The 20,459-nt window shown below is 57.1% G+C and carries 12 protein-coding genes; 9 read left to right on the top strand and 3 right to left on the bottom strand.

Translation table 11 applies throughout. The annotated features are described in order from the left end of the window. Positions 1-7: 7 nt before the first annotated feature. Positions 8-895: an AraC family transcriptional regulator gene (locus tag NL123_RS29290; protein WP_494356879.1), complete on the bottom strand. Its 888-nt coding sequence runs from the start codon at positions 893-895 to the stop codon at positions 8-10. Between the two features lie 122 nt (positions 896-1,017). Between NL123_RS29290 and NL123_RS29285 the strand changes: the two genes are divergently transcribed. The 9 genes from NL123_RS29285 to pelG all read left to right on the top strand — a co-directional run bounded on the left by NL123_RS29285 (position 1,018) and on the right by pelG (position 15,134). Then, positions 1,018-1,512, top strand: a complete 495-nt coding sequence (locus tag NL123_RS29285) for a hypothetical protein (protein ID WP_494356878.1) — start codon at positions 1,018-1,020, stop codon at positions 1,510-1,512. Positions 1,513-1,982: 470 nt separating this feature from the next. After that, positions 1,983-2,915 (top strand): SDR family NAD(P)-dependent oxidoreductase, encoded by a 933-nt coding sequence (locus NL123_RS29280; RefSeq protein ID WP_248485693.1) that lies wholly within the window; start codon positions 1,983-1,985, stop codon positions 2,913-2,915. A gap of 62 nt (positions 2,916-2,977) precedes the next feature. After that, entirely contained in the window at positions 2,978-5,791 is a 2,814-nt protein-coding gene (locus NL123_RS29275) for a bifunctional glycoside hydrolase/polysaccharide deacetylase family protein (RefSeq protein ID WP_494356877.1), read from the top strand. Continuing rightward, positions 5,769-9,368 carry a tetratricopeptide repeat protein gene (locus tag NL123_RS29270; protein WP_494356876.1) on the top strand — a complete coding sequence of 1,200 codons (3,600 nt, stop codon included), beginning with the start codon at positions 5,769-5,771 and terminating at the stop codon, positions 9,366-9,368. Before NL123_RS29275 ends, NL123_RS29270 begins: the two co-directional genes overlap by 23 nt. 26 nt (positions 9,369-9,394) lie before the next feature. Further along, positions 9,395-9,913 carry a penicillin-binding protein activator LpoB gene (locus tag NL123_RS29265; RefSeq protein ID WP_494356875.1) on the top strand — a complete coding sequence of 173 codons (519 nt, stop codon included), beginning with the start codon at positions 9,395-9,397 and terminating at the stop codon, positions 9,911-9,913. Positions 9,914-9,918: 5 nt separating this feature from the next. Then, complete coding sequence (locus NL123_RS29260) at positions 9,919-11,286, top strand: PelD GGDEF domain-containing protein (protein ID WP_071497023.1); 1,368 nt, start codon at positions 9,919-9,921, stop codon at positions 11,284-11,286. Then, a complete protein-coding gene (locus NL123_RS29255) occupies positions 11,264-12,259 on the top strand; it encodes a HEAT repeat domain-containing protein (protein WP_494356874.1) in 996 nt (331 codons plus the stop codon). Before NL123_RS29260 ends, NL123_RS29255 begins: the two co-directional genes overlap by 23 nt. Further along, on the top strand, positions 12,249-13,763 hold the full coding sequence (gene pelF, locus NL123_RS29250; protein ID WP_494356873.1) for a GT4 family glycosyltransferase PelF: 1,515 nt from the start codon (positions 12,249-12,251) through the stop codon (positions 13,761-13,763). Before NL123_RS29255 ends, pelF begins: the two co-directional genes overlap by 11 nt. Further along, positions 13,764-15,134, top strand: a complete 1,371-nt coding sequence (pelG, locus tag NL123_RS29245; RefSeq protein ID WP_310863161.1) for an exopolysaccharide Pel transporter PelG — start codon at positions 13,764-13,766, stop codon at positions 15,132-15,134. It begins immediately after the preceding gene. Between the two features lie 149 nt (positions 15,135-15,283). On the opposite strand, the gene NL123_RS29240 is transcribed toward pelG, so the two are convergent. Beyond that, positions 15,284-15,568 (bottom strand): DUF3077 domain-containing protein, encoded by a 285-nt coding sequence (locus tag NL123_RS29240; protein ID WP_494356872.1) that lies wholly within the window; start codon positions 15,566-15,568, stop codon positions 15,284-15,286. A gap of 1,053 nt (positions 15,569-16,621) precedes the next feature. After that, positions 16,622-20,209, bottom strand: a complete 3,588-nt coding sequence (locus NL123_RS29235) for a restriction endonuclease (RefSeq protein ID WP_494356871.1) — start codon at positions 20,207-20,209, stop codon at positions 16,622-16,624. Positions 20,210-20,459: the final 250 nt, after the last annotated feature.

Below are 20,459 nucleotides of genomic sequence, written 5' to 3'. Positions count from 1 at the left end.
TCCCGGCCTAACCCGGCCGGGCGTTGTCATCCCGTGGCGAGCGGCCGAAAAAGGCTTTGTAAGCCCGGCTGAACGCGGCTTCGGACGCGTAGCCAATCGCAAAACCCACTTCCCCGATGCGGCCGTCCTGTTTGGCCAGCATGGTTTTTGCCAGGGTCAGCCGCCATTCATTCTGATACCGAAGCGGCGAGCGGCCGACCAAGGCGCTGAAGCGTTCGCAGAAGTTAGACCTCGACATGCCCGCCACCTCGGCCAGATTGTCGATGCGCCATTGCTTGCCTGGTGTTTCGTGAATGGCTTTCAGCACGCGCGCGATACGCGCGTCCGACAGCCCACCCAACCATCCGGAAGCGGCGCCCTGGTGCACCCAGGTGCGCAGGATGCGAATCACCACCAGGTCGATCAGGCGCGAAATCATCAACGCGCCGCCCGGTTGCGTGTCGTGAGCTTCGAGCAACATGAAATGCAGAATGCCTTCCGCCCACGCGGCGGCGTCGGCTTGCTGGATATGGATCAGCCGCGGCAGGGCGAACAGCATGGCCTGGAAGCTGCTCGCGTCGAACCAGAAGCGGCAGATGACCACGGTTGCCGGCCCATTCAGGGCGGTCAGCGTAATGCCCTTGGGGTCGTGGGGCAGCAGGATCACATCGCCTTGCTGCAGCGTCAGGGGTGGCTGATGGGCAACGTTCAGATGCAACCGACCGTGCTGGAGCACGCAGATGTGCGCGCTTTTTTCATCCAGCGTGAGGGGCTGTGCCTCCGTCAGCGTGCAGGAATAGACCCGATCACCTGTCAGGCGGATCTGCGCCAGTACCTGGGACAGCAGGTCGCCCTTGGCCAGCCCTTCCAGCTGCATTTGTGGATGAATGATCAAGTTTTCCAGGGGATTCATCATGTCGGTTCGACCCCGCCCTCACTAAGCTGACCGCCGAGATCATAGCGCGCCGGCGCCATCGGGATGAGCCTTTCCCGCGCTGACCGTTTTTGCACATCATCCAACCACATGGGAACACCACTATGTTCGGAATCTCCGCTCTCGGCTGGCTGCACACCCTCGGCAGCTTGCCGGCCATTCCACTGGCCGCCTACATGTTTATCCGGCATGGCCGCATCGTGCCGCGCTCAGTGCCGGGCGTGTTGTATTTTGTGTCGATGTTGATCGGCGGCCTCACCGTGTTCCTGGTCGCGCATCAGCCCGTCAGCAACGCCATCGGCATTATTACGATTACGCTGCTGTTGGCGGGTTATGGGGTAGGGCGCGTGGCCTGGCTGGGGCAAGCCCGGGTGTATGTGGAGACGATCTTGCTGAGCCTGACGGCTTTTTTCCTGATGGTGCCCACCGTGTCCGAGACGTTGCGTCGCGTTCCCGATGGCCACCCCTTCGTCACTGACCTGAAATCCCCGGTGCTGCTGGGTGCGCAGGCAGGCATTGCGTTGGTGCTGGTGATCGGCGTGACGGCGCAAATGGTGTTCCTGCGCAGGCAATCGCGCCTCAGCACTGCCCAACACTGAAAAACCGGGCAGAAACTGCCCGCTTTCATCGCCCAACACCGTGTAGCCGCCCATGAAGTCGGAGGCAGCAATCGTCACGCAAGTCGTTTCGACCACACAGCCTGGGACACCAATATGGGTGCAGTAGACGTGATGCCTTGAAGGGTGACAAGCAGGCTGCGCCCTATTACCAGCGTCAAATAAGTGGCTGATTTTGTCGCTTGTTGCCGTTTAGCGGCAAATTAGACAATTCATTGACAGTCTCTTTTGGATCCACCATGATCGCCACGAATTTGATGGCTCTAAGCCATTAAAATGACATTAGCAACGCGCATTCGTCCCATGCTGTGGTTCTTCAAGATTCAGGGATAAGGCGGCTTGGACTCGGATGGCCAGGCGACGTTGGTCAGGGTAGCCCTAAAACACTGTCACCTTTAATTAGCAGGCTCGTTTGTCGCTGCCTGCGCTCGGGTCTTTAGGAAGTAAACTTCATGGCTGTAGGACGAATTCTGGTCACCGGTGGTGCAGGTTTTATTGGTTCACATCTGGTCGATGCGTTGCTGGGCAAAGGCTACAAGATTCGCGTATTGGACAACTTGTCGACCGGTAAGGTGGCTAACCTGCCCGCCGGTAATCCTGATCTGGAACTGCTGGTTGGCGATGTCGCCGACAGCGCCGTGGTCGAGCAGGCCATGCGTGATTGCAGCGCAGTCGTGCATCTGGCGGCGGTTGCGTCGGTGCAGGCCTCGGTAGACGATCCTGTCGCCACTCACCAGGCCAATTTCGTCGGCACACTCAACGTGTGCCAAAGCATGCTCAAGGCCGGTGTGGCGCGTGTGGTGTTTGCCTCCAGCGCGGCGACCTACGGCAACAACGGCGAAGGCACGGCCATCGCCGAAGACACGCCCAAGTCCCCACTGACGCCTTATGCCAGCGACAAGTTGGCCAGTGAGTATTACCTGGACTTCTACCGTCGCGAGCATGGCCTTGAGCCGGTGATCTTCCGCTTTTTCAATATCTTCGGCCCACGCCAGGATCCGTCTTCGCCGTACTCCGGTGTGATCAGCATCTTCACCGAGCGCGCGTTGGCGGGTAAGCCGATTACCGTCTTTGGTGACGGCGAGCAAACCCGCGACTTCGTCTACGTGCAGGACCTGGTGAGCATCCTCGTCCAGGCAGTCGAGACCCGCGAACCGGCACCTGAAGCCATCAACGTAGGGCTCAGCCGTTCGACCAGTCTCAACGACCTGATCGCTGAACTGGGCAATGCCACCGGCACCGCGTTGAACGTGACCTACCAAGCTTCACGTCAAGGCGACATCCGTCATTCGCGCGCTGATAACGCCCGTCTGCTGGAGCGCTTTGCACTCCCGCAACCGACCTCCATTGGCCAGGGTTTGGCGCAGCTTTTGCGCAGTTTGTAGCTCGCCGGTCACTTCGCCCGACGTCTACGCAGTATCGGCTCAGTCATCTTCAAGAGTGAATTATGGAAATCGTTTTCCGCAGGACGCGTATCCGCGCGATCGCTGAGCGGCTGTTGGCTGCTCTTGCCTTATTTGTCGGCGGGCCGAGCGTGCACGCTGCCACCATGGCCCCACCGAACAGCGTGGCTTTCTGGTACGCCGAGCAACCACCGCTGCCGGAACTGGCGCAATTCGACTGGGCCGTGGTCGAACCGGGGCACATGACCCCTGGCGATGTGAAAACCTTGCGGGCGTTGGGCAGCGCGCCGTTTGCCTACCTGTCCATCGGTGAGTTTGACGGCAATAAGGCCGAGGTCGAGAAAGCCGGGTTGAGCAAAGCGGTTTCCCCTGTGCGGAATGACGCCTGGAACAGCCAGGTGATGGATCTCACCTCGACGGTCTGGCGCGAGTATCTGTTCGGACGTGCCAAGGCCCTGGAAGCGCAAGGCTATGCGGGCCTGTTCCTGGACACCCTCGACAGTTTCCAACTGATGCCCGAGGCTTCGCGCGAGAGCCAGCGCGTCGGCCTGGCCAGCTTGCTGCGTGAGCTGCACAAGCGTCAGCCGAACCTCAAGCTGTTCTTCAACCGTGGTTTCGAAGTGTTGCCTGAGCTGGACGGCGTTGCCGCCGCCGTGGCGGTCGAGTCGATCCATGCCGGTTGGGATGCTTCCGCCAAACGCTATCGCCCGGTGTCCGAGTCCGATCGCCAGTGGCTCGAAACCCACCTGCAACCGCTGCGCGCCAAGGGTGTGCCGCTGGTGGCCATCGACTACTTGCCACCCGAGCGTCGTGAGGAGGCGCGCACGCTCGCCAAGCGTCTGCGCGATGAGGGGTTCATTCCCTACATCAGTACCCCGGACCTCAACACCCTGGGCATCAGCAGCATCGAGGTGCAGCCGCGCCGTATCGCGATGATCTACGACCCGCGCGAAGGCGCGCTGGAAGATGCCGCCGGCCATAGCAACCTGGGCGGATTGCTGGAGTACCTCGGTTACCGAGTCGATTACCTGCCTGCCGACAGTGACCTGCCGCTCTACGGTTTCAGTGGCTTGTACGCGGGTGTGGTCACCTGGATGACCAGCGGCCCGCCGCAGGATGCACCGGCGTTCAATCGCTTTATCAACGCCCGTCTCGACGAACAGGTGCCCGTGGTGTTCTTCAGTGGCCTGCCGGTTGAAGACAAGTTGTTGCTCAAGCGCCTGGGCCTCAAGCGGGATGCGCCGCCCGCCACTCAAGTGTTGACCATCACCCACCAGGACAAGGCCCTGCTGGGCGCATTCGAGGCACCGGTGGTGCCGCGCTCCCGTGACCTGGCGGCGGTCTCTGTATTGCCCAACGGCCCAACCCCGGCGTTGTCCTTGAGCGGTGCCAATGGCGCTGTTTTCAACCCGGTGGTGGTCGGTAAATGGGGGGGCCTGGCGCTGGCGCCTTACCTGCTCGAAATCAACAACGAGCGTAGCCGCTGGATTCTTGATCCGTTCGCGTTCCTTCAGGCCAGCCTGCGTCTACCGGCGCAACCTCGGCCGGACACCACCACCGAGAATGGCCGGCGCATTGCGACCGTGCACATCGATGGCGACGGGTTTCCCTCCCGCGCCGAAGTGCGTGGCACGCCCTATGCGGGTCGTCATACGCTGGACGATTACATCAAGCCCAACCCGTTCCTGACCTCGGTGTCGATCATCGAGGGCGAGATCTCGCCGCGCGGCGCGTTCCCGTTCCTGGCCCGCGAGCTGGAGCCGATTGCCCGTGAGATCTTCGCCAACCCTAAAGTCGAAGTGGCCACGCACACCTACAGCCACCCGTTTTTCATGCAGCCGGAGAAAGCCAAGAAGCGCGAGAATTTCAACGCGGAATACGGCTTGAACATGAAAATCGTCGGCTACGACAAAATCGATTTTCGTCGGGAGATTTTTGGCTCGCGCGATTACATCAACCAGAACCTGACGACGCCACAGAAGCCGGTGAAGATGGTGTTCTGGCCAGGCGATGCGCTGCCATCCGCCAGCACCATCAAGCTGGCCTATGACGCGGGCTTGAAAAACGTCAACGGCGCCGAAACCATCATGACCAAGGCCAACCCGTCGCTGACCGGGCTGAACCCGTTGCTGCGGCCGACGCCTGGGGGGTTGCAGTACTACGCGCCGATCATCAACGAAAACCTCTACACCAACCTGTGGAAAGGCCCGTACTACGGCTTCCGTGAGTTGATCGAGACGTTCGAGCTCACCGACAGCCCACGCCGCCTGCGCGGGCTGCACCTCTACTACCACTTCTATTCCAGTACCAAGCAAGCCTCGATCAAGGCCATGCACGAGATCTACGGCTACATGCGCGAGCAACAGCCGATGTCGTTGTGGATGAGCGACTACGTCGACCGTCTGCATGGCTTGTACCAGGCGAGCCTGGCCCGTACGGCCGACGGCGCCTGGCAGATTCGCGGGATGGACGCGCTGCGTACCGTGCGCCTGGATGCACAAATGGGCTGGCCGGACTTGCTCAAATCCCAAGGTGTCGCGGGTGTACGTGACTTGCCGCAAGGGCGCTATGTGGCCCTGAGCAGCGACAAGGCGTTGCTCGCATTGCGTGCGGACAGAGATCCCCGTCCTGCGCTGGAGGAGGCCAACGTGCCGTTGCTCGATTGGCGTTACCTGGACGATCGTCGCGTGAGCTTTTCCTTCGCCGGTCAGTTCGACCTGACCTTCACCGTGCGCTCGGCAACCGCCTGCCGCGTGGAAGTCGATGGGCAACGATTCGCGGGCAAGGCTTCGGCCGGCCTTTGGACTTTTCAACTTCCTATGAAGCAGGTGAGTAATGGTCAACTCCTCTGCAACTAAAAGCAGCCGCCTGCTCAACCCATGGGCACTGGCGGTGGTCGCGGTCGCCGTGGGCGGCCTGCTGTGGGCAACCTTCCAGCGTGAAGAAGTGTTCCAGCCCGACGGGCGCGAACCCGACGCCGTGTCGGCCAACTATGCCGAGCTGTTGCTGACGGCGCACCCGGATGACGACCACCTGCGTTTGCAATTGGTCGACTTGCTGATTCGCCTCGGTGACTACACCAAAGCGCGCCAACACGTGGACGCCTGGCCCAAGCCGCAGCCGGAGATTCAGGCCTACTATCGCCTGGAACTGGACGCGCTGGTCGCCGCCAGTGGCAACGACCTGATTGCGCAGCACGCGTTGGTCGAGCGCCTGCAAAGCTTCGATCATCGCAAGCTGCCGGTGGCCCAGCTGCAAAGCCTGGCGAAGCTGGCGCTGACCCTGCAGGCGCCGGCGTTTGCCGCCAGTGTGTTCGAAGAGATCGCAGGGCGTGACCCGGCGCAACGCACCGAGGCGCTCAAATCAGCCGCGCAGTGGTACTTGGCGGGTGAGCAGCCTGCGCGCGCGGCAGACATCTATCTGCAACTCAAGCGTGACGCCCAGCAGCCGGGCGAACGGCGGGAGTACGCGCAACTTGCGTTCAACAGCCTGCTCTCGGCCGGTCGTGACGAGCAGGCCGCGCAAGTGCTGGCTGACGAGTTGCCCCAGCTGACCAACCCGCAGACCGACGTGGCGTGGCTGGAGCAGGGCGTGGATATCGCCGTTGCAACCAAGCAGTTCGACCTGGCCCAGCGCGTGCTCCAGCAGTGGCATGACCTGGAGCCTGACAACCGCAAGATCCTGGTCAAGGAATTCCAGGTGCGCCTGTCCATCAATGATCTGGCGGGTGCGTGGGAAACCGGTCAGGAGTTGGTCATCGATTACCCGGATGACACCGAGTTGCTGGAGCAAATGGCCAAGCTCGGTGAGTGGCGCGGTGATAACGAAGCCGCGCTGGATTACTGGATTCGCTTGCTCAAACTCAAGGAAGACCCGAAAACCCGCGAGCACGCCTGGCGCCTTGCCAGCCTGCAATTCGACTTCGCCCGCTCGGTCCCGTTGCTCGCCGACATCATGCAGCAGCGTGCGCTCACGGACATCGAGCTGGATGCGTTGATCTACGGTCATGAGTCCCGTGGCACACCGGCCGAAGCCGAGGCATGGCTGCGCACCTACCTGCGCAAGTACCCGGCCCATCGCCTGGCCTGGACTCGCTTGCTGCAGAACCTGGAAAACACCGGGCAGTTCGCGGCCAAAGGCAAGCTCTACAAGGACTATGCAAAACGCTACAAGCTGACCACCGCCGAACGGGTCGATTGGGCCAGTACGGAAATGAAGTTGTTTGATGAGCCGGCGGCCTGGGAAGTGGTCAAGTCGGACGACTCATCCATCGATGATCCGGAATATTGGCGCACCCGTGCCGCGCTCGCCTGGGACCTGGAGCGCGACGAGGACTTGCGCGTCTCCCTGGAAAAACTGCTGTCCCTCAACGGCAAGCTGACCAGCGGTGACGAGAGCCAGTTGATCACCCTGTATCGCACCAGCGACCCGCAGCGCGCCTTGAAGTTGATGGTCGACAGCTGGCACCGCGCCCAGGATCCGCAACGGTTGGTCGAGGCACTGCAACTGGCCCAGGAGCTGCAGGAGTGGGATCAGGTCGTTACCCTGCTGGAAGACGCCAAGCAATACCCGCAGGCCTACGAGCAAGCCCAGGTTCTGGCGGTACGCGGTGCCTTGGCGGTGGAGCAGGGCGATCCCTCCGAGGCCGAGCGCCTCTATCGGCTGGGCTTGTCGCGCTACCCCGATGACAACCTGTTCCGCGAGCGTTTGACCTGGCTGTATGTCGACCAGGCCGACACGGCAAAACTCAAGCCCCTGCTGGCCAAATGGCGTGCCTATGCACGGGCAGACCGCCTGCTCTGGCTGCCGTTCGCCAGTGCCAGCCAGCTGTTGGGGCGCGATGCCGAGGCGTTGGCCTGGTATCGCATGTACCTCAAGCTCAGCCCGAACGACTGGCTGGTGCAGGCTGCGTATGCCGACGCACTGGACACCTCCGGCTACCAGGACGCCGCCCAGCGCCTGCGCTTGAAGTTGCTGCGCAGCCCCGAGGCCGACAACTTGCAACCGTCGTCCCAACGCTATGCGATCTGGCTGCGCTTGATGTCGAGCAGCTACTTGCCGCAGAAGGCCCAGCAAGAACTGCTGAAGTGGAAAGACGGTTCGCCGTCGATGAAACAGCTGTGGTTCGAACGCCTGCTGGCCCGCCTGGATGCGACCAACCAGCAAGCGCAGAAAGACGACTGGCTGGCCTGGGCGCGCACCCAAGGGCTCAAGGTCGACCGTTACGAGCAAATCCAGGAAGCCTTGCGCAGCCGCAATAAAGCCCAGGTCGAAACCCTGTTGGCCAGCAGCGACCTGAACCCGGCGCAGCGCGCACAGGCGCTCAGCCGTTTGGGGCGTACCAACGAGGCACTGGAAACCAGCCTGTCGGCACTGGGCGACGACCAGCCGGATTCGGTGAACGAGCAACTGCGTCGCCAGGCGGTGGAGATCCACGAAGCCACCCCGCAAGGTGCGTTGCTGTCGTATCAGAAGCAGGATTTCGGTGGCTTGTCGTTTGACGCGCCGCGCCTGGAAATCGCCCACAACCTGGGTGACAACTGGTACGCCGATGTCGAGATGGAACACGGCAACTATAAAGGCGACGACGTCATCTCTTCGCGCATCGGCGACGAGAGCAACGCGGCCCTGACCTTGGTGCGCTCGGTAGAAAACGGCAGCTGGAAGCTGTTTGCCGACACCAGCCAACGCAAGGACGACGACCGTAACGGCCTGGGCCTGTCGCGCCTGTGGCAGTTGGGCAACAGCCACCAGATCGAGACCGGGCTGGACTGGCATCGCAAGAGCGACGACAGCGGCCTGATGCGGGCTTTCGGCCAGCAGGACCGCGCCTGGGTCGGCGGCCGTCATGGCCTGACCGCGCGGGACCAGTTGAGCTGGGAAGTGGCACAGCGCTCGTTCTCGACCCGTGCCGGCGACTCGTTGGGCAGTGGTCATGCGCTGAAGCTGGAGCTTAACCACACGCTGGAATTTGCCGGGCCTAACTGGACGGTGCGCAGTGGTGTGGATTACCAGAAGAACAACGTGAAGGATCGCAACCTGGATTACCTCTCCAGCGATTTCAAAGGCCCGATACGAGTGCCTGATGTCGCGCCGCCTGAGCCGGGTGACCCGATCGAGTTGCAGACCATCCCGTCGGGCGACCTGCTGCAAAGCCGCTACGGGCAACTTTACGTCGGCACGTCCTGGCGTCGCGGCATCCCCGGTGCGCTGGTGCGCAGCAAGCCGCAATACACCTGGCTGGTGGACATGACGGCGGGCTGGCAGTGGACCGACCAAACCTTCAACTATGGCGTCAACACGGGCATTGGTTTCGAAGTGCTGGGTGACGACGAACTGGCCCTCACCTTCGGCTACCAATCTGCGCCACAAGGCGGGGATGGCAAGTCCGGCGGCACGCTGGGCATGAGCTACGGCGTGCGTTTCGGGCGCTGATTACAGAATCTACGGGAGAAAAACCTATGCAAGCAATTCGTAACCTGAGCCTGGCCCTGACAGTGCTGTTCGTCGCCGGCTGCTCCAGCTTCACCAGTGAAAACAGCCCTAACCTGCCGCGCAGCGCGCAGTGGGGGATCGTGCCGATGATCAACTATTCGCAGACCCCGCAAGCTGGTGAACGCAGCGAGCAGATCCTGCTCAGCGTACTCAGCAGCCATGGCCTGCAACCGCGTGTTTACCCGACCAGCACCCAGGGTGAACAGGCGCTGATGGACGACAACGAGCGCCTGAACGGTGCCCTGGAATGGGCACGTGAGCAGAAGCTCGATTACGTCGTCGCCGGCAGCGTTGAAGAGTGGCAGTACAAGAACGGCCTGGATGGCGAGCCGGCGGTGGGCATCAGCCTGCGCGTACTCGACGCCAACAGTGGTCGTGTGCTCTGGAGCAAAAGCGGCGCGCGCGCCGGTTGGTCCCGTGAAAGCCTGGCGGGCAATGCTCAGACGGTAATCGACAAACTGGTTGGCGCCCTTCGATTCGAGTGAACGCAATGAATTCTCCACACATGGATTACAGCCTGGCGCCTCGCGCCAGCGGGCCGGTGTCTTGGCTGGAAACACTCCTGGTAACGGGCTTGGCCATTGGCCTCGGCTTCTGGCTGACCCCCGAAGACCCGTTGCAAATGCACGGTGGTTTCCCCTGGCCAATCCTGGCGCCGCTGCTGTTGGGTGTGCGTTACGGTTTTGTGCGCGGCCTGTTCAGCGCCGTGCTGCTGGTGGCGGCGCTGTTTGCCCTGCGCTACACCGGGCATGCAGGTTATACCCAGCTTGAGCCCTCGTTCATCGTCGGTGTGCTGGTGTGCGGGATGTTGGTAGGCGAGGTTCGCGACCTGTGGGTGCGCCGCCTGGAGCGTCTGCAGATGGCTAACGAATACCGTCAGTACCGCCTCGACGAGTTCACCCGTGCCCATCAGATCCTGCGGGTGTCCCATGACCTGCTGGAGCAACGCGTGGCCGGCAGTGACCAGAGCCTGCGCAGCTCGTTGCTGGGCCTGCGTGAAAAACTGCGCGGCATGCCGGTCGAAGGCGACGCATTGAGCGAGCTGGCCGAGCCGATCGTGGCGATGCTCGGCCAATACGGTGCATTGCGCGTGGCAGGTTTGTACCGCGTCGACGACAGCGAGAAAAACCTACTGCCTCAGGCCTTGGCAATGATCGGCGTGATGGGGCCGCTGGAAACCGATGACGGCTTGATCCGGCTATGCCTGGAGCGCGGCGAACTGGTGAGCGTACGCCAGGAGCTGATCGACGCCGGTAACGCCGCGCAGTTTTCCGCGCTGCAGGCCTGCATCCCGTTGATCGATGCCGAAGGCCGCTTGCTGGCGATCCTGGCGGTTCGGCAGATGCCGTTCTTTGCGTTCCAGGACCGCACCTTGAGCTTGTTGTCGCTGCTGGCCGGTCACATTGCCGACCTGTTGCGCCGCGATCCGCAAGTGCTGAGCCTGCCCGATGCGCACGCCCAGCAATTTTCGTTGCAGCTCAAGCGGTCGCTGGTAGATGTGGAACAACACACGTTGCCCGCCGGGTTGTTCGCGTTCGAGATGACGCGCGCCAATGAGGAACTGTCGCGCTTGATGGAGCGCAGCCAACGTGGCCTGGACTTGCACCTGGCGGTACGCAACAACCGCGAACATCGTCTGCTGCTGGTGCTGTTGCCGCTGACCAGCCCGGAAGGTACCGAAGGCTACCTGGCGCGGATCGGCATGTTGTTGCACGAGCACTTTGGTATCGATACCGACCTGGACAGCCTGGGTGTGCGGGTCATGCCTTTCAATCTGGAGCCTGGCTGTGATCGCAACGGGCTGCGTAACTTCCTCTACAACGAGTGTGGCCTGAATGATCAGCAAGTGGCTGTTTAGCGGCGCCGTGCTGCTGGAGGCGGGCAGTTGGGCCAGCCTGTGGCTCGACGCGCCGCAGATGCACCAACTGCTGGTGTTCACCTTCAGCCATGGGTTGGCCTGCCTGATGCTGTGCGGCGCCGTATGGTTGCTGTTGCCGGCGCGCTACCGGGCGCCTCTGCCGTGGAGCCCACTGTTCATTTTCAGCCTGGCGTTCTTTGTGCCGGTGATCGGCACCCTGGGCGTGGTCGCGTCGATCTTCCCGGCGCTGTACCTCCCGCGTAAACGCGACCAGCAAGCGTGGCAATCGGTCGGCATTCCCGGCCTGCCGTTCCGTGCAAAGGCCCAGACACGCACGCCGATCTTCGCCGATGGTGGTTTGCAGGACGTGCTGCGCCACGCGCCCGATCCCGATCAGCGACTGGCCGCTTTGCTGGCGACTCGCCGCATGCCTGGCAAGGACGCGGTGCCCATCCTCAAGCTGGCCTTGGGTGACCCCAGTGATGACGTCCGTCTGCTGGCGTACTCGATGCTCGACAAGCAGGAAAGCGACATCAACCTGCACATCCAGATGGCGTTGGAACAGTTGGCCGGCGTCGGCCCCCGAACTGCCGGCCCGGTGCACAGCATGCTGGCGCGCTGGTATTGGGAATTGGCCTACCTCGGCCTGGCCCAAGGCAGCGTGCTTGAGCACGTGCTGAACCAGGCCAGCGAACATGCCGAACAAGGTCTGGCGGCCGGTGAGGGCGGCGAGCTGTTGCTGCTGGCCGGCCGTATTGCCCTGGAGCGCGGTGAAAACGAGCGGGCTGAGACCCTGTTGCACGAGGCTGAGCGAAACGGTCTGGGGCCGGCTCAGTTACTGCCTTTCCATGCCGAGCTGGCGTTTGAAGCGGGTCGCTATCACGAAATCCCCGGGCTGCTCGCCAGCCTGCCGGAAGAAACCCGTCAGCGGCCACCGTTTGCTGAGTTGGTGAGGAGCTGGAATGAATCATAAGGAAACCACCCCGACGGCCGACATTTGCCTGCTGCTGGAAGGCACCTGGCCGTACGTGCGCGGCGGTGTATCGAGCTGGATCCACCAGATGATCCTCGGCCTGCCGGAGCTGACTTTTTCGGTGATGTTCATTGGTGGTCAGCGTTCGGCGTACACCTCGCGGCGTTATGAAGTGCCGGTGAATGTGGTGCACATCGAAGAGGTGTTCCTCGAAGACGCGACGCACCCCGCCGATATCCGTGGCACGCCACGCGATGCCAACCCGCAGCAGCTGGCCGACCTGTATCGCTTTTTGCACCACCCGGACCCGCCCGAGCGGGAACTGGGCGAGCGCCTGCTCAACTGCATCGCCGAGGGCCATATGACCCTGGATGATGTGCTGCGCAGCCGTGCCAGCTGGGAAACCCTCAGCGAAGGCTACCGCCAGCATTGCGCCGACCCGTCTTTCGTCAACTATTTCTGGACGCTGCGTTCGTTGCAGTCGCCGTTGCTGATGCTCGCCGAGGCCTCGCGCAAGATGCCGCCGGCGCGGGTGCTGCACTCGATTTCCACCGGTTACGCCGGGCTGCTGGGGTGCATCCTCAAGCACCGCTGGAAATGCACTTACCTGCTGAGCGAACACGGTATCTATACCAAGGAGCGCAAGATCGATCTGGCCCAGGCCACCTGGATTGCCGAAACCTCCGGGCAGGCGCTCAACCGCAGCCTCGACGGGGGCTCGGGGTATATCCGGACCCTGTGGGTACGCTATTTCGAACGGATCGGCCAACTGGCCTACAACAGCGCCGACAAGATCATTGCCTTGTATGACGGCAACCGTCAGCGTCAGATCAAGGACGGTGCCGACCCGAGCCGCACGGCGTTGATCGCCAATGGCATCGACCTGTCGCAATGGTCCCGTGCCATGGAAACCCGGGAGCCGGGCATTGCGCCCGTTGTCGGGTTGATCGGCCGCGTGGTGCCGATCAAGGACGTAAAAACGTTCCTGCGTGCCATGCGCGGCGTGATCAGCGCCATGCCGCACGCCGAAGGCTGGATTGTCGGCCCCGAGGAAGAAGACCCGGAATACGTGAGCGAATGCCGCAGCCTGATGGCGAGCCTGGGGCTCGAAGGCAAAGTGCACTTCCTGGGTTTCCAGCGCATCCAGGACATCTTGCCCAAGCTTGGCCTGATGGTGCTGACCTCGATCAGCGAAGCACAACCCTTGGTGATCCTCGAAGCCTGGGCCGCCGGTACGCCGGTCGTCAGCAGCGACGTCGGCTCATGCCGCGAACTGATCGAAGGTGGCAGCGCCGAAGACCGCGACCTCGGCGTGGCGGGCAAGGTGGTGGCAATTGCTGACCCACAGGCGACGTCCGCCGCCATCCTCGAACTGCTGCGCAGCCCCGAGCGTTGGAAAGCTGCACAGGCCGCCGGCTTGCTGCGGGTCAACCGTTACTACACCGAAGCCTTGATGCTGCAGCGCTACCGCGACCTGTACCAGGCCGCCATGGAGAACAGTTAAATGGCCGGTATTGGCTTCGAACTGCGCAAGATCCTCTCGCGCGACTCATACACCGCCACCTTGCACGCCTATGTGTATGCAGGCCTGATCAGCTCCGGCCCGTGGGTGCTGTCGATCATCAGCGTGATGCTGGTGGGGATCATCAGCCTGGGCCTGCTGTTGCCCAACGCATTGGTGGGGCAGTTTCTGGTCACGGTGACGTACCTGATGGCCAGCTCATTGATCCTGACCGGTGGCCTGCAGTTGTTCTTCACCCGCTTCGTGTCCGACCAGTTGTTCGAGCGCAACTACGATCAGATCCTGCCCAACCTGCTGGGCATATTGTTGATGGTGACGGTCGGTGCCGGGGTGCTGGGGGTGATCGTGCTGGCGCTCCTGTTCGATCAACCGCTGATCTACCGCGTGCTGGTGCTGTCGAACTTCGTGGTGCTGTGCAACCTGTGGCTGGTAATCATCTTTCTCTCGGGGATGAAAAAGTACAACCGCATCCTGCTGGTGATGGTGGTGGGTTACTCGCTGATGGTCGCGTGCGCTTACCTGCTGAGCTTCCTGAAAATGCCCGGCCTGTTGCTGGCGCTGTTGATCGGCCACGGCAGCCTGTTGTTCCTGTACCTGTACGACATCCTGCGCGAGTACCGTGCCGAGAAAATGATTGCGTTTGATTTTCTCAATCGTCGCAACGTGTTCGTCAGCCTGCTGGTGACCGGCTTCTTCTACAACTTTGGCATCTGGGTCGACAAAATCCTGTTCTGGTTCAACCCAGGCACGTCCAACACGGTGATAGGCCCGCTGCGCGCCTCGATCCTGTACGACATGCCGATCTTCATCGCCTACTTGGCGATCATCCCCGGCATGGCCGTGTTCCTGGTGCGTATCGAGACCGACTTTGCCGAGTGGTACGACCGCTTGTTCCGTGCCATCCGCGATGGCGAGACCTTGCAGCACATTGGCTCGCTGAAAACCGAGATGACCCTCTCCATCCGCCAGGGCCTGCTGGAAATCTGCAAAGTCCAAGGCCTGACCGTGGTGCTGCTGTTCCTCTTCGCCCCGCGCCTGCTGGAATGGATCGGCATCTCCAGCTACTACCTGCCACTGTTCTACATCGACTTGATCGGCGTGAGCATCCAGGTGGTCTTCATGGCGTTGCTCAACGTGTTCTTCTACCTCGACAAACGCCGCGTGGTGCTGGAACTGTGCGTACTGTTTGCCGTACTCAACGCAGCCCTGACACTGCTCAGCATGCACCTGGGGCCTAGCTTCTTCGGCTACGGGTTTACGTTGTCGTTGCTGGTGTGTGTACTGCTGGGGCTGGCGCGGTTGTCGTCGGCGCTGGAAGATCTGGAGTATGAGACGTTTATGTTGGCGCGGTGACTGGGTTGCAGGTGGTGTGAAAAAGGCACTTGGCGTTCGCGGCAAGTGCCTTTTTTGTTGGAGGCCGGATGGCGCTTTATAGGGAGCGATAACAAACCTCGCCACAAGTTGAACTGCACCATGGCGAGGACAGGCCTTTTCAGTGAGGCCTACTGCGAGCTATTGCCGGGTGACTCCAACACCTTCACCACATCATCAATCACCGCCTTGCTCATCTCCTGCAAGTAATGCGAAGCCCAGGCATAACGGTCCGTCTCCCGCGTCATCGCCGCATCTTCTGCGAGCAGCTTGGCGACATGGAGCAGGTCGGAAACGTGGTGCAAGGCTTCATGCAGGGAAACACCGCTATTGACGCGGAACAGAGGTTGGTCGGAGTGAAAGGAGAAGGGGGTGACGCCGAGGGTGGTTAACGCAGACGGACTTGTAGCGGTCATTGGTAAAACTCCCATATCTGGTGAGAGCTACCACATTCGTTATCAGGCGAATTGGGTGGCAGCTGTGCGCAGGCTGATAAACCGGAGATACAGGAACCCGGCAGACCCGAAGGTCTCCCACGCACAGCCGCCATTGCACGAAATGGTGGGCGAAAAAAAACGCCTGCAAATCGGGTTTTGGGGGCGCTTGGTGCGCCTGCATCTTGCCGGGTTATCAGGCCCGATCGCTGAATTGGCAGCGATGGAACGGAGGGTAGCGTGGTGGGACGTGGGGAGCAATCAGGAATATTGATGGGATGGTTTTCAGGGCCTCATTAGGGGGGAAGGTTGCTACTGAAATTGTTGTTTTTATGGCTGGGTCATAATTATTGGCAGTTCATAATTTGGCATAAAGGCTGAAAGATGAAGCTTTGAGGCTGAAGTGGTGTTTTTTAAGGGAGTAGAGATTGGTTGAAGCGAGGGGCGGGGTGTGATTCAGCTATGAACACTCCAGAAACAACAAAGCCCTCACATTTCTGTGAGGGCTTTGTCTTATATGGTGCGGCGCCAGACTGACGGTTGTAGGACGTGAGGGCACGGTTTTCGCGGGGCTGGAATTGGGTGAATTTCTAGCCGTACCTCATAAGGTTTCTATAAATAAATCAGCTAGATATAGACTTCAATGGAATCGAATCGTAATTTTTACTCCCATTCATTTTCGAATTACTCAGGGAACGCAGCCACTTAGTGATGCTCGAGAAGAGACGTGCAGCCATGGTAAAATAGGCTACTAGATAATTAATGCTTGACAGTTAATTCTTGCGGTCGTAGTCAGTTTCCATGACGTCGAAACTGAAGACAAGCCAAGAGTATCGCTAGCGCTGGAAGAGTTGCTGAAAGATTGGAATATTACTGCCAGGCATGAGTAAAAGTATGAGACTTAATGATTTAAAGCGCTCTAATATTTTATGTGGCTGCTTTGTAGGATTGTCGCCGAGTGCGCATTGAATACATATAGTAGAAATTTCAAAGGTTGCAGAATTGAATGTCTGCAACCTGCCTAAACCTATATGGCTATCGCATAGATAACTTATTAGACTCAATGAATATTTTGTAAGTTCGCTCAATGTGTTCGTTTACAGGAGTTGTCCGAGAATCCTCAAAATCTTCCAACTGTTCCCTCGTAAGTAGCTTGAGATAGAAGTCTGTGTAGCGATCAAACATTTGCACTTGGTAAGGATTCCAAGCGAATCTGCAAAGCTCGTTAAGAAATATATTCGCTAATTTGTCATTCCAATGTTTGGCACAAAGGGATGCTATGGCGGAGTAGAATGCATGATGTGAGAAGAATACAGAGAAATGATTCTCGGCTAGAGTTATCGGATCTTGGGCGAGATTGTTTTCAAGCATGTAGCTTATAACCCGTAATTTGGCACCACCATCTTCAATTACGCTCAGGTAATCTGCTATTTTTGACTTTTCTATCTTAACCAATACTTGAAGTTTAGCCTGTTTAGATTTCTGGTCTAAAAAATCGGTATTAATGAGTAGCAGTTTCAATGAGTCTTCGGTGCTAATGCATGTCTCGCCTGAGAACATCGATATCAAATCAAACACTAAGTTATATTTGAAAACTCCATTGGCTGTATAGCTGTCAGATGTTAAGGCATCAGGGCTTAAGCCTCTGAGTAAAACGGCTATTTTTTCACGCACCAGATCTAGCACATAGGCCTTATTTTTGATTTTTTTATAGTACATTAGGTAGTTATGATAAATTCCTAGGTGGTGCTCGGCTATTAAATTGAAATAGTCTTCAATTTCGCGCTCAAGCTCCGGGTCTATCTCTATGCCTACGGACTGAGAAAGATACCATATCGCGTTATTTATTTCGTGCGAACATTTTCTTGAGTAAGCCAATTTTACTAGGGGGATTAAACAGCCCGGCTCTCCACGTAATCCGAGTTGCCATATCAGATTGTAGTAATAGTAGTCTTTTGTCAGCGCTGGGATTGTATACGTTGATATTAATGCGTCAATCTTGTTGCTATCTAGATCGGCATCTTTTAATAGGTCTACAATTTTTCTAGCGACTTCTGCTGTGTGCTCGCTAGCTAACTGCTCATCTCCTTGAAGGCCCAGATGAATGAAATATTCAAATTCTTTATCAATGTTAAATCGAATTCCTATTGCTGCGAGTACTTGCTTAGACCAGTATGAGACTACAGCATCCTCGTTACTCAAGGCGATCAGAGTTTCGCACGCTAACCGCCTATCGATTTCCAGCAGTGCGCGGGACGCGTCAAAAAACTCTCTAATATACCCTGTGTTTTTTAATACATGTAGAAGGTTGTCGCGATCAGTGCTATCACCAAAAAGTTGCAATGTCCGTAAGCTCATGCATAATTCGGGTTGCCCATCGGACATCCAGGTGGTTATTCGATTTCTTGCTAGGTTGGTTATTTTAGTTGGGGGGCATCTAAACCATAGGTCATATTCCCCTCCGGAAATTTTAGCTGGCATTTGAGCGCGTGGTTCATTATCGCGGAGTATATCAATAAGTGTCTCTTCGTCGCCATTTAGTGCTAATGCTCTTCTGCGTTGATAATATTGCTGAAAGTCTTTAAGACCATACTTTGATTTGAGTCTTCGCAGACTGCCATCAGTGCCTAATATTCCCAGCGCATATATTGCATTGCTTCTGGTGATTACCTTTTCGCTTGTTTCAAGCTCAAGAATTTTCTCCTCGGCGTAGGTGAGGAAATCGCCCTGGAATTTTCGCGCAACTTTCGCCGACAAAGAGATATCGAAACTTAAAACAGTGTCTAAATAGTCGCGTCTATCCGATGCCGCAATGAAGTTACTACTGAAAAACCAAATATCATGATGAGAGTTTTTATAATCGGACGTCTGGTGCTCGCGCCAATTCTTAGCTAATGCTCTGGAGGCTAAGTAATCAGAAATAATAAGGTGTGGTGTCGAGTAGTGCCCGTCTGCGTACTTATACAACACTTCATAGTTAGTGATCAATTTTAAGAACTCATCAAAACTCAATGCTTTTGCAAGATAAGCGTCTGAAGCAATTACCTCGTCGTGGCAGGCCACCATTAAATCTATGTAACTGTCCTCAGGAATAGATGATACTCCGCCACCAAAGTTGGCTTTGTAGAGGACGGTTGACAAGGTTTCAACCACTTTGTGAATGGGAAGTTTATTTATCTTGACAGATGTGTCTGTTACGCGAGACTGGTCATTTTTCAGCTTGCTGGAGATCCAGTCGTCGAGAATCTCCTCAGTGCTGGTTGGGAGTATTTTGTTTTTTTTGTAGTAGTCTATTGATCTCGAAAGTACAAATGGAAGTGAGAACAAGTTGAAATCTACAGAATTTAGTCTGTTTCTATATTGTTCGTAAAACTGATCGAGTTCAGGGGATTGGAATATTGAACTGGCTATGCTGAATGCGCTCCTATAAGAGAGCGGCTGTATGGCTAGACAGAAATCTATCGAGTTGGAGTTTGTCTCTATACTTACCCCGCGATCTCTTAATGTTACTACGTAACTGTATTCATTGATGGTCCTTTCTATGTCGTCGAACAATGCTTGCGTGTCGTATTCAAGCATCTCGTCCAACCCGTCGAGAAGAAAGATAAATTTAAATGGAAGGCTACTCCAGGATCCATAATTTATACCAAGAGCATTCTCGATCATCTGGTTCAGCGTGTTTCTAGAATAGCTTCTTAGTCTTAGCTTTACTGGCAGCCATCGTATATCTGTTGCTGGTTGAATAAGTTGTTGTTCGATTATAACTAAAGTAGATGACTTACCACTTCCTCCTTGGGATGACAGCACTACGTTCTTTCCAGTTTTTAAAATTTCAAGAAGGTCGTATATCGTAATTACTCTATCACCTAGATCTACCACATTATTACTAACTAAGTTTGAAGGTAGTATGGTCGAAAAGTAGTTTAGGGGCGTGAGCTTAACTTCATCATTCGCGAGTTTATGTAGATAGGCTCTGAGGTCAAAGTCCGGCGTAGGGCGATCTATCAGGACTTTTTCAATAGAGAAATTTTGCTCTAGAGTGTCGGATAGTTGACCCCAGATAGTGATGAGTTCGTTCTGGAGATCAGTGCCTGACCAAATGGTGAGGTTTTCTAATGTGTTCAGATAATCCATCATGACCTGAATCGGGTCAAGATTTAGGCTTTTGGCCTTTGAGATTAGTTTAGACTGAAGTTTCTGCTCGCTTATTAATTTTTTGCACTCGCTCCTCAGATCAATTAAACCATCTTGACGTTGAGCTTTCCGTAAATTTCCAGTGACTTCTCCAGAAGTAATTATATAATGCTGCTTGGTATTTGAGCCGTTTAATTCTTTGTCTAGTGCAACTTTGATAATTTCCTCAGCAACTGTTTTTAGACTGAGGGCTGCATTGTATCTTTTGCACTGAATGCAAATTATGTGTTTGTCAGTGGTCGATTCAGCCGTGCAATCATACCCTTGGTCAGTTGATTGAAGTGGGCCGCTCTTCATTTTGAAATCGTGTTTCGTTCCTAGAAGAGACAAAGCTTGGTATGTGAAATTTTCAAATGCACTTGAAGAAAGGTCATTAAGTGGAAGAGGTTGTCCACGGTATAAATTTGGTTTGATTGCATTCGCTTGCATATTTTCGCCTCACTGGAGTACCACTTAGGGATCGGATGGCCGACATTCAGTGGTTAGTAGTGATGCTTTTTTGCCATTGCTGGCATCATCCTGTCAATAATCTAATGGATGCTGGCTTTGAAGATCCATCAGATCCATCAGATCCATCAGGTCTGGCAGGTCGGATTTTGAATATTAATTTTAGGGCGATGGCTGTGGAGAGTACGGCATACGCTGGTTAAGCTGTAGAGCCGTCAGAGGTACTGATCTG

Source organism: Pseudomonas sp. FBCC-B1565 (assembly GCF_059133265.1).
This window is presented reverse-complemented; position numbering and strand designations above follow the sequence as displayed.

Coding starts and splice junctions, on each gene's coding strand:
- NL123_RS29290 (WP_494356879.1), bottom strand. CDS start 895: ATGATGAATCCCCTGGAAAACTTGATCATTCATCCACAAATGCAGCTG.
- NL123_RS29285 (WP_494356878.1), top strand. CDS start 1,018: ATGTTCGGAATCTCCGCTCTCGGCTGGCTGCACACCCTCGGCAGCTTG.
- NL123_RS29280 (WP_248485693.1), top strand. CDS start 1,983: ATGGCTGTAGGACGAATTCTGGTCACCGGTGGTGCAGGTTTTATTGGT.
- NL123_RS29275 (WP_494356877.1), top strand. CDS start 2,978: ATGGAAATCGTTTTCCGCAGGACGCGTATCCGCGCGATCGCTGAGCGG.
- NL123_RS29270 (WP_494356876.1), top strand. CDS start 5,769: ATGGTCAACTCCTCTGCAACTAAAAGCAGCCGCCTGCTCAACCCATGG.
- NL123_RS29265 (WP_494356875.1), top strand. CDS start 9,395: ATGCAAGCAATTCGTAACCTGAGCCTGGCCCTGACAGTGCTGTTCGTC.
- NL123_RS29260 (WP_071497023.1), top strand. CDS start 9,919: ATGAATTCTCCACACATGGATTACAGCCTGGCGCCTCGCGCCAGCGGG.
- NL123_RS29255 (WP_494356874.1), top strand. CDS start 11,264: ATGATCAGCAAGTGGCTGTTTAGCGGCGCCGTGCTGCTGGAGGCGGGC.
- pelF (WP_494356873.1), top strand. CDS start 12,249: ATGAATCATAAGGAAACCACCCCGACGGCCGACATTTGCCTGCTGCTG.
- pelG (WP_310863161.1), top strand. CDS start 13,764: ATGGCCGGTATTGGCTTCGAACTGCGCAAGATCCTCTCGCGCGACTCA.
- NL123_RS29240 (WP_494356872.1), bottom strand. CDS start 15,568: ATGACCGCTACAAGTCCGTCTGCGTTAACCACCCTCGGCGTCACCCCC.
- NL123_RS29235 (WP_494356871.1), bottom strand. CDS start 20,209: ATGCAAGCGAATGCAATCAAACCAAATTTATACCGTGGACAACCTCTT.